Genomic DNA, 9,716 nt, shown 5'->3' with positions numbered 1-9,716 from the left:
CGGGGCGGGTGCGGATGCGGGAGCGGCCGGCGGGGGCGCGGCGCCGGGGGCCGGCTCCAGCCCCTCGAAACCCACCGTCAGGGGCGGCGGCTTCGCAAGACGGCCGGCCGCCCATCGACGGGCCGCGTCGTCGTCGCCCAGCAGTCCGTGGAAGATCACTCCCACCTCACGCAGCGCCGTCTCCCGTAGCCCCTCCCCCGCCCCGGCCGCCAGCTGTGCAGCCTCCCCGGACAGCGCGCCGATCACCCGGTGCTGCTGGTGCGACAGCGCGCGCAGCCGCTCGCCGTCGAGCTCCCGGTGCGCACGGCGTAGCTCCGTGCCGAGGTCCAGCAGCCCCTCGGCCAGGTCGGGACGGGTACGAGCCAGCAGGTTCGCGGCCCATACGGCCAGGTTCGGCCTGCGCAGTCCGCCGATCGCGGCCGCGGCAGCGGTGTCCTTCTCCCGACGGGCCTGCACCACGTAGGCGTCGCGGGCCTTGGTGAAGTCCGCCGGCCGCAGCCCGTACAACTCGAAGATCACCGCATCCACGTCCATACCGGCCACCCTGCCCGCGCGAGTCGCCCGCAGCCCGTTCCGCCACGTCCCCCGCCGCGCATGTTCATCCCGGCTGCTGAACCGCATGCTCGCAGCCGGGCTGTCCGACGTCCCGCCGACCGGTCGGACCGCTGCCGTGCGTGCGGGTGACCGCCGCACCGGATCCGGGTACGGCAAGTGATGCAGAAACGCTGCATGTTGCCCCCGCCCGCCGCCGCGGGGAGGGTGAGCCCTCCGCTCCGGGGCGTGTCCGGCCGCCTTCGGGGTTCGCCCGTGGCCACTCTGGACCACCGGGCCCCTGGGCCGTCCACCCCCACTTGCCTCAGGAGCATCATGCGTACCTCGCCCAGACCGGCCCGGTGGCTGGTGCCCGTCCTCCTCCTCGTGGTCTGGCTGGGCGTCGGAGGAAGCCTCGGCGCTTACGCGGGAAAGCTCGGCGAGGTCTCCACCAACGACCAGGCGGCCTTCCTCCCCCGCAGCGCCGAATCCACCAGGGTCGCCCAGGCCCAGGGTGCTTTCCGGCAGGAGGAGTCGCTGCCGGCCGTGGTGGTCTGGACGGCGGACGGTGCCACGGGTGTGACCCCGTCCGATACCGCCTCCGCGCGGGCCGCACTGGCCTCGCTGGAGGGCCGGCCCTGGATCGCCGGGACGGCCTCCCCCGTCGTCGCGTCGCGCGACGGCAGGGCGATGCAGGCGGTCGTCCCCATGGACCCCACGCTGGGCGACGAGCTGCCTGCGGCGGTCGCCGAGATCCGGGAGGCCGGCTCCCGTGTCGCGGCCACCAGGTTCCACGTGACGGGACCCGCTGCCACCCGGGCCGATCTGTCGGAGGCCTTCGCCGGAATCGACGGACTGCTGCTGGGCGTGGCGCTGGCGGCCGTCCTCGTCATCCTGCTGCTCGTCTACCGCAGCGCCCTCCTGCCGCTGTTGATCATCGTCGGGGCGGTGTTCTCCCTCTCCCTGGCCTGCGCGATCGTCTACGCCCTGGCGAGCGCGGGGCTCGTCCGGGTCGACGGCCAGGTCCAGGGGATCCTCTCGATCCTCGTCATCGGCGCGGCCACCGACTACGCCCTGCTGCTGACCGCCCGCTTCCGTGAGGAACTGGGACACACCGAGGACCGGTATGCCGCCATGCGTGCGGCTCTACGGCAGTCCTGGGGGCCGATCGTGGCCAGCGCCGGCACCGTGGCCCTGGGCCTGCTCGCCCTGTTCCTCAGCGACCTGACCAACAACCGGGCGCTGGGGCCCGTCGGGGCGATCGGGATCGTCTGCGCGGTGGCGAGCGCGCTCACCTTCCTGCCGGCGGCGCTCGTGCTGCTGGGACGCAAGGCCTACTGGCCGGCGCACGTGACCGCCGGGAGCGGCTCGGCCGGGATCTGGAGCCGGATCGCCGCCCTGGTGAGCGGTGCTCCCCGGCGGGTGTGGGCCGTGGCCCTGGCGGGCCTGCTCGCGTGCGCCGCCTTCGCCCCCACGCTGCACTCGGGCGGAGTTCCGCTGGACGAGATCTTCGTGAACGAGGCACCTTCGGTGACGGCGCAGAGGGTACTCGGCCGGCATTTCCCGGGAGGGGCCGGCAATCCGGCCGTCGTGATCGCCGCCGCCGACCGGCAGGCGCGGGTACGCGAGGAGGCCGAAGGCACGCAGGGCGTGGACTCGGCCGCCGTGCGGGGCGAGAAGGCCGGCCGGGTACGGATCGACGTGGTCCTGAAGGACCCCGCGGACAGCGCGGCGGCGAAGGAGACGGTCGTCAGGCTCCGCGAGGCGGTCCACCGGGTGCCGGGGGCGCAGGCCCTCGTGGGCGGCTACACCGCGCAGGCCTACGACACGCAGAAGACGGCCGAGCGCGACCGCGAGGTCATCGTCCCGGTGGTGCTGGCCATCATCCTCGTCATCCTGGTGGCCCTGCTGCGGTCTTTGGTGATGCCGCTGCTGCTGGTGGCGACGGTGGCCCTGAACTTCTTCGCCACCCTGGGCGTGTCCGCCCTGGTCTTCCGCCACGTGTTCGGGTTCAGCGGCACGGATTCGTCGGTCCCCCTGTACGGGTTCGTCTTCCTCGTCGCCCTGGGAGTGGACTACAACATCTTCCTCATGTCACGGGTGCGCGAGGAGTCGCTGCGGCACGGCGTCCGCGAGGGCGTGACCCGGGGACTGACGGCCACCGGCGGGGTGATCACCTCCGCGGGAGTGGTTCTCGCCGCCACGTTCGCCGCGCTGAGCGTCATCCCGCTGGCGTTCCTCGTGCAGATCGCCTTCATCGTGGCCTTCGGCGTCCTCATGGACACCCTGATCGTGCGCTCGCTGCTGGTGCCCGCCCTGGTTCTCGACATCGGCCCCGCGGCCTGGTGGCCGGGCCGGCTGAGCCGCCGCCCGAGCGCCGATCTCTGACGCGGCCGGGGGTTCCGGGCACCACCTGCGGGGGCGCAGCGGCGCACCGTTCACGTCAGCCGGGCCAGTTCACGCGTCCGAGATGGATCAGGCGCAGCTGCGCGCGTGCCGTGGAGGTGGCGGCCGACCAGTCCTCTCCCCGGAGCGAGGCGGCCAGGAACGCCGAGGCCGTCATGAACATGTGATCCACCAGCAGCCGGGACAGCATCGTCACGTCGTCGGCGTCCCAGCCCGCGCTCACGGGATCGGCCGCGAGCGCGACGCCCACCTCGTCGGCGAGCACGTCGAATTGCCCGGCAATGGCCTCGCGCACCTCCGGCACCCCGCCGTGGCGCTCGCGGACCAGGAAACGGACGTGCGCGGGCCGGCTGCGCACGAGTTCGGCGACGAGCCCCACCACGGCGTCGCCGCGCCGCCCGGCGTCGCCGGTCGCGGCGAGGATGTCCCGCACCGTCGCGTGCAGGCTGGCCAGCGCCTCCTCGACCAGCGTGGTCCCCAGCTCGTCCATGCCCCGGAAGTGCCGGTAGAAGGCGGTGGGGGCTACTCCGGCGGCCCGGGTCACCTCTCTGAGGCCGAGGCTGCCGAGGCTGCGGTCCGTCAATTCGGCCAAGGCCGCGTCGAGGAGGGCGCGTCGGGTACGGCGGCGCTGGGTCTCACGGAAGCCGGTGTGCGGACTCATGACCCGAAGTCAATCGCGTCACAGTTGTACGCCGCCAGCATGAGGACAACTGAACCGGGTAGTCAGTGAACAACTGTTACCTGAATGGAAGGACGTCTCATGCTCTTCCTCGTAGGTGCGTTGCTGGTGCTCGGCGTCGTCCTCGGCGCCGTGGCCCACGTCCCCGTGCCCGTCAGCGTGGCCGCCGGTCTCGCCATCGCCCTCTGGCTCGCCCTCTTCGCCACACGGGAGCGCTTCTCGCGCCACCGCCGGGCCGGACACCTCGGCCACGAACGCGGAGGTCTGCGATGAGCCCGCGGACCGGGTCCGACACCCGGGCCCGTACCGGAGCCCGACCTCCGGCCCGTAGCCGTACCCGTGACGCCGACGCGATGGCGGTCACCGGCTTCGTCCTCGGTCTGGTGGGGCTGCTCGTGATGAACCTGATCCTCGGCCCGACCGCCGTCGTCCTGGGCGCCCTCGCCCTGCGGCGGCGCACGACCAGGCCCGGCCGGGCCCGTCTGGGCATCGCCCTGGGCCTGGCCGACCTGGCCGTCCTCGGCTGCCTCGTCACCGCCGACGGGACGTGGTCCTGGGGCCTGACCTGAGAGCCGTCGAACGGTCGGACCCGCGCCGGCGGCGGCCGCGCCGCGTCTGCGAACGCCTCGGAACGCCTGCATGACCATGGTTCAGGCCACTAGAATCCGGCCGTACCAGGCGCGATGCGGGGGGCCGAGTGGACGCGTTGATACCGGGTGACCCCGTGCGGGTGGGGCCCTACCACGTCGTCGCACGACTCGGCAGCGGAGGCATGGGCCGGGTCTACCTGGCCCGCACGCCCGGCGGACGCAGCGTGGCCGTCAAGGTGGTCCATCCGGAACTGGCACGGGATCCGGAGTTCCGACGCCGGTTCGCCCGGGAGGTCGCCGCCGCGCGGGCCGTGGACGGGCGGTACACGGCACAGGTCCTCGCCGCCGGTGTGGACGATCCGACACCGTGGCTGAGTACGGCCTTCGTACCCGGGATGTCGCTCGCCGAGGCGGTGGCCGAACACGGGCCGTTCCCCGAGGCCTCGGCGCTCGCCCTGGCCCGCGGGCTGGCGGCGGCCCTTGCGGCCGTGCATGCCGCCGGGCTGGTGCACCGGGACCTGAAACCGTCCAACGTCCTGCTGGGCCCCGACGGGCCCCGGGTGATCGACTTCGGGATCTCGCGGGCCACCGAGGCGAGCGCGCTGACCCGTACCGGAATGACCGTCGGCTCCCCCGGTTTCATGTCGCCCGAGCAGGCCTCCGGGGGCCTGGTCGGGACCGCCTCGGACGTGTTCTCCTTCGGCGCCGTGCTGGCCTTCACCCTGAGCGGCGAGAGCCCCTTCGGGACCGGCGCCACTCCGGCCCTGCTCTACCGGGTCGTGCACTCCGAGCCGCGGCTGGAAACCCTCTCCGGGCTCGCGCGGGACCTCGTACGGCGCTGCCTCGTCAAGGATCCCGCCGCGCGGCCCACCCTGGACGCCCTCTTCACGGAACTCTCGGCAGAGGCGGACGACGCCCGCCCGGTCGGTTCGGACTGGCTGCCGGCCCCCGTCGCGCACAGCCTGCTCGCGCGCGCCTCCTCGGCGTTGGAGGCGGACTCCGACCCCTCGCTGACGGCCACCGCGCCCCCGAGGTACGCGCCGACGCGGGTGGACCCCGCGGTGGTGGCCGAGCCGCCCGCCGCCCCGCCCGGGTACGGCCCGCGCCCGGCCGGGGCCCGCCCCCGGTTCCGTACGGCACCCTTCGTCGCGGCCGCCGCCGTGGTGGTGGCCGCGGCGATCGGGGCCCTGGCGTACACGGCCGTGCAGAACGGGAAGGACGCAGCCGACCGCTACGTCTCCCAGGACGACAGCGGCGGCACCGCCACGGATCCGGCGCCGGAGAGCTCCGACCCGCTCGACGGGTGGTCCATGTCGGACGAGGCGGAGATCCAACTGCCCACCGGCCACGGCATCGACGCCTCCGACCTCACGGAGGCGCAGTCGGGAACCGGTTTCGATGTCGACCTGCACCCGAACTGGGACCTGGCCGGGAACGACATCCTGCTGCTCAAGTCCGGGGATGCCGAGCTGAACAGCGACTGCCTCGCGGACGGATGGAGCTCCGGCTACGGAACCCTGGTGGAGGACGCGGAGTGGGGCATCGACGACATGATCTGCGTCCGCGTCTCCTCCGACCTGCTGCTCGTCCTGGAGGTCACCGACATCCAGGACGGCCAGGACGATCACCTGGAAGCCGTCGCCAAGGTGTGGAAGCGGGATTGATCCGCCCCGGCCCGCACCATGATCAACACCGGTAGGGTGATACGGAAAGTCCCTTATGGCTTCCGACAGTTCACCCCACACCGAACAATTCACCCCCCACCGAAGCGACGCATACCTGTGAACGACGAGACAGACCGAGCACCCATCGAGGACACCCGCTTCGGCGCGATCACGGTCCGCCAGGACGGCCAGGACCGCATCGAGGTCACCGGCGGGGCGATCCCCCGCGTGACCCTGGAGCGCGCCCCGGCGACGGAGGCGGACCCGCAGATCGGCATCGGCACCCGCGACCCGGCGCACCTCACACTGCGGGTCGACGGCACGGCGGTCGGGCTGCGGCCGGCGAAGGGCCGGCTGAGCAGGCACTCGTACCGGGTGGACGTGACGTACGACGGAGCGGACTACCGCCTGGTCCCGGACTCCGTCCCCAGCAGCCGGCTGACCCGCGACGGCGTGCACCTGGGCGACTTCTCCTCGGACGGGGACGAGACGGTCATCGCCGAATGGCGGGAGGACCGCGAGATCCGGCCGGCCGACGCGGCCATCGGGTACGTGCTCGCCTCGGCGTTCGGCACGGGCGCCCAGCCCATGTGGATGATGATCGTCGACGGCGTGACCAGCGCCCTCCCGTGACGACAAGGCCCATAGCCGGCTGGCCCAAATCGCCTCTTCCGGATCTTGCCGGCTGAGCCCGCGTCGTCCGGCACTGTGCCTCTCAAGGCGGAGGGGCGCCCGTGTACTGGACGTACTTGGGTGCTCCGACAACGCGCTTGGGTGCTCCGACAACGCGGCGAGGTGCGGTGCCGGGCGGCGCGGGTCACGCAAGATCCGAAAGAGACGGCCTGGGTCCAGCCGGCTATGGCGGGGGCGGGGGGCAGGTTGCGAGACTGGCGGGATGGAAGAGTTTCCCGCATCACGCGTTGACGCCTACCCGCGGCGGATCGGGGCGGAGCGGCCCGGCTCGGCGAGTGCGGCCGCCCTGCGCGACCTGCACCTGCGGCATCTGCGGACCGTTCCCTTCGAAAGCCTGTCCATCCATCTGGGGCAGGAGATCGTGCTGGAAGGGGAGGCGCTGCTCGACAAGCTGCTGCACGGCGGCCGCGGCGGGTTCTGTTACGAGCTGAACGGCGTGTTCGCGCTGCTGTTGCGGTCCCTCGGCTACCAAGTGGAGCTGCTGCAGGCCCGGGTGCACTCGGCCGACGGTGGGCCGGGCGTCCCCTACGATCACCTGGCGCTGCGCGTGGAGTGCGAGGACGGCCGTCCTTGGCTGGTGGACGTGGGCTTCGGCAACCACAGTCATTTCCCGCTGGCCTTCGACGAGCGCGCCGAGCAGACCGACCCGGGCGGCGTGTTCAGGATCGCGCCGGTCGACGGCCGTCGCGAGGACCTCGACGTCCTCCAGGACGGCGTGCCGCAGTACCGGCTCGAGACGCGCCCACGGGTCCTGTCCGACTTCGTGACCGGTGCGTGGTGGCACAGCACCTCGCCCGTATCCGGTTTCACCCGCAAGCCGGTGTGCTCGCTGCTGACGGAAACCGGCCGGACCACCCTCAGCGACCACGTCCTGACGGTCACGGCCGACGGGGAACGGACCGAGCACACCCTGACCGACGACGCGGAGGTGCTGGCGGCCTACCGGACCCACTTCGGCATCGACCTGCCGGGCGTCCCGGTCCCCCTCCACCCCCGCCCGTGACGACCGGGCGCGGGCAGCGCGCAGGGGCGTCAGCCGCGTTCGAAGCCGTGCGAGTGGCCGATCACGGCGAAGCCGCGGCGTTCGTACCAATGGCGCGGCCAGTCCATGGCATCGGCGATCAGGAAGCAGAAGTCGCTGTCGTGGGCGGCGGCCAGGCGCAGGGCGCCCGCCAGGACGGCGTCGGCGTAGCCACGGCCGAGGTGCGCCTCCGAGGTGATCAGGTCCTCGATCTGGGCGGTGCCGGTCGCCCGGTCGACGTAGAGATCGGCCCATGAGGCGACCTCGCCCGTCTCGGCACGGGCGCCGACGAACCGCACGACGTCCGCCCCTCGCCGCCGGGCCTCGCGCCGGTCGACGAGCTGGCGCAGGACTTCGTCGTCGGCGTCCGGGAGGAAGCCCCGCCAGCGCCGGGTGAGCGGAGCGCGCAGCGCGTCGAGGTCCACCTCCTCGGCGGGTCCGGCGTCCGGCACCTGGCCCGTGTGCAGCATGACCAGGTAGGTGGAGTGGGTGTACCCGGCCCGGATCAGCGGCTCCGCGCACGCCTTGCCGGTGTCGTCGTCGAGTACGGAGATCAGCCGGTGCGGCAGCTGCCCCAGGGCTTCCTCCGCGAGGGCGGGCAGCGCCTCGGGGTCGACGGCCGCGTCGATGACGACCTGGTTGTTCGCATGGGACTGCGCGTACGCGTCGTCGTACACGGCGAACCCTCCGGGAAGGGCCACGGTGCGCGCGGCCTGGCGGCGGGCGAAGTCCGAAAGAAAGGCGTTGACGCGCTGGAGTGCTGGGCTCGGCATGGGCCGAGCCTATGCAGCCGGGGCTGCGGACGCCGCCGCATTCCCCGCGGGCAGGCCGTCACAGCCTGAGGATGACCAGCGCGGTGTCGTCGGTGAGGCCGCCCGCGGGGATGAGCTCGGCCAGCAGGGCCTCGGCGAGGGTTTCGGGGTCGGCGGCGCGGTGTCGTACGAGGGCGTCCGCGAGCCTGCCCAGACCTACGTCGATGTCCTCTCGGCGGCGTTCGATGAGCCCGTCGGTGTAGAGGACGAGGGTGGAGCCTTCGGCGAAGGCGAGCCGGTCCTCGGGGCGGCGGGTGTGTTCGGGCCGGGCGCCGAGCGGGGGGTCGGTGGCCTGGTCGAGGAAGGTGACGGTCCCGTCGGGGTGACACAGGACCGGAGGGGGGTGACCCGCGCTGCTGTAGGTGAGGGTGCGGCTGGTCCAGTCGATGAAGACGGACACGGCGGTCGTGGACTCGGCGCCGTCGATGTCGCGGGCGTACAGACCGAGCACCTCCAGGGCCTGGGCCGGACCCACGGCTACGCGGGAGGCGGCGGACAGGGCGCTGCGGAGCAGGCCCATGACACCGGCCGCGAGGAGTCCGTGGCCGACTACGTCGCCGACGGCCACAGCGGTGCGGCCGGGCTGGTCGACGAGGTCGTACCAGTCGCCGCACACGTTCAGGGCGACGGTGGCGGGCCGGTAGCGGACGGCGGCCTGGTGGTGGCCGAGCGGACGGAGCGCGGGCAGCAGGGCCTCCTGGAGATGGAGGGCCACCTCGCGCTCGCGGGCGTGGGCCCGGCGCAGGCGTTCGTTGACCAGCTGGAGCTCCCGGCCACGGCTGTAGATCTCGGCTTCCAGCACGTGCCCGTCGCCGCCGCGGGCGCCGGCCCGGATGATCTCGGTGACCTCCTCCACGCGGTGCAGGAGCAGCATCACGGTGCCGTCGGGGGCGAGAACGGGCACGTTGACGGGGCTCCAGTAGCGCTCGTGCCAGAGCCCGGACCCGTCGGGGTACTCGACGTCGTAGCGCTGAACGGCCATGCTGTCGGGCTCGCCGGTGGCCGCGACCCGCTCCAGGGAGCCACGCAGGTTGCGCATGCCGTTCGCCGCCGGATCGTTGGGATTGTCGGGGAAGACGTCGAAGAGGTAGCGGTCGAGGAGCTGCTCGCGGGTGCGGCCGGACGCCTCCAGGAACGACTGGTTGACGTCCAGGTACACCAGGTCAGGGGTCAGCAGGGCGACCGCGCCCGGCAGGGCGTGGAAGACCGAGTGGTAGTCGATCCTTGATCTGTCCACATCCACCTGTTCGCACCACCGCCGGGCCATGAGGTCGCGTCCACGATAAGTGCGACCGTGCGGGGCGGGCCCGTCGTCGACCC

9 protein-coding genes and 1 pseudogene are annotated in these 9,716 nt (G+C 72.8%); 6 read left to right on the top strand and 4 right to left on the bottom strand.

What is annotated here, in order from left to right; genetic code table 11:
- A pseudogene (locus ACWGIU_RS18965) lies at positions 1-534 on the bottom strand (hypothetical protein); the annotation flags it as partial.
- A gap of 333 nt (positions 535-867) precedes the next feature.
- Between ACWGIU_RS18965 and ACWGIU_RS18960 the strand changes: the two are divergent.
- Positions 868-2,919: an MMPL family transporter gene (locus tag ACWGIU_RS18960; RefSeq protein WP_453707233.1), complete on the top strand. Its 2,052-nt coding sequence runs from the start codon at positions 868-870 to the stop codon at positions 2,917-2,919.
- Positions 2,920-2,974: 55 nt separating this feature from the next.
- Here the strand turns inward: ACWGIU_RS18960 and ACWGIU_RS18955 are convergent, their stop codons facing one another.
- Complete coding sequence (locus ACWGIU_RS18955) at positions 2,975-3,598, bottom strand: TetR family transcriptional regulator (RefSeq protein ID WP_453707231.1); 624 nt, start codon at positions 3,596-3,598, stop codon at positions 2,975-2,977.
- 99 nt (positions 3,599-3,697) lie between these two features.
- Between ACWGIU_RS18955 and ACWGIU_RS18950 the strand changes: the two genes are divergently transcribed.
- From ACWGIU_RS18950 to ACWGIU_RS18930, 5 genes are all read left to right on the top strand, one after another.
- Positions 3,698-3,889: a hypothetical protein gene (locus tag ACWGIU_RS18950; protein WP_453707229.1), complete on the top strand. Its 192-nt coding sequence runs from the start codon at positions 3,698-3,700 to the stop codon at positions 3,887-3,889.
- Positions 3,886-4,185, top strand: a complete 300-nt coding sequence (locus ACWGIU_RS18945; protein WP_453707227.1) for a DUF4190 domain-containing protein — start codon at positions 3,886-3,888, stop codon at positions 4,183-4,185. Before ACWGIU_RS18950 ends, ACWGIU_RS18945 begins: the two co-directional genes overlap by 4 nt.
- 161 nt (positions 4,186-4,346) lie before the next feature.
- Positions 4,347-5,870: a serine/threonine-protein kinase gene (locus ACWGIU_RS18940; RefSeq protein WP_453707225.1), complete on the top strand. Its 1,524-nt coding sequence runs from the start codon at positions 4,347-4,349 to the stop codon at positions 5,868-5,870.
- A 117-nt stretch (positions 5,871-5,987) separates the two neighbouring features.
- Positions 5,988-6,503, top strand: coding sequence for a hypothetical protein (locus ACWGIU_RS18935; protein ID WP_453707223.1), 516 nt, complete (start codon positions 5,988-5,990; stop codon positions 6,501-6,503).
- Between the two features lie 262 nt (positions 6,504-6,765).
- Entirely contained in the window at positions 6,766-7,566 is an 801-nt protein-coding gene (locus ACWGIU_RS18930; RefSeq protein WP_453707221.1) for an arylamine N-acetyltransferase family protein, read from the top strand.
- Between the two features lie 29 nt (positions 7,567-7,595).
- On the opposite strand, the gene ACWGIU_RS18925 is transcribed toward ACWGIU_RS18930, so the two are convergent.
- Together ACWGIU_RS18925 and ACWGIU_RS18920 are read right to left on the bottom strand one after the other, a co-directional pair.
- Positions 7,596-8,357, bottom strand: coding sequence for a GNAT family N-acetyltransferase (locus ACWGIU_RS18925; protein WP_453707219.1), 762 nt, complete (start codon positions 8,355-8,357; stop codon positions 7,596-7,598).
- Positions 8,358-8,415: 58 nt separating this feature from the next.
- A complete protein-coding gene (locus tag ACWGIU_RS18920; RefSeq protein ID WP_453707235.1) occupies positions 8,416-9,663 on the bottom strand; it encodes a PP2C family protein-serine/threonine phosphatase in 1,248 nt (415 codons plus the stop codon).
- Positions 9,664-9,716 lie beyond the last annotated feature (53 nt).

This window comes from Streptomyces sp. NPDC054840, from assembly GCF_053611065.1.
This window is presented reverse-complemented; position numbering and strand designations above follow the sequence as displayed.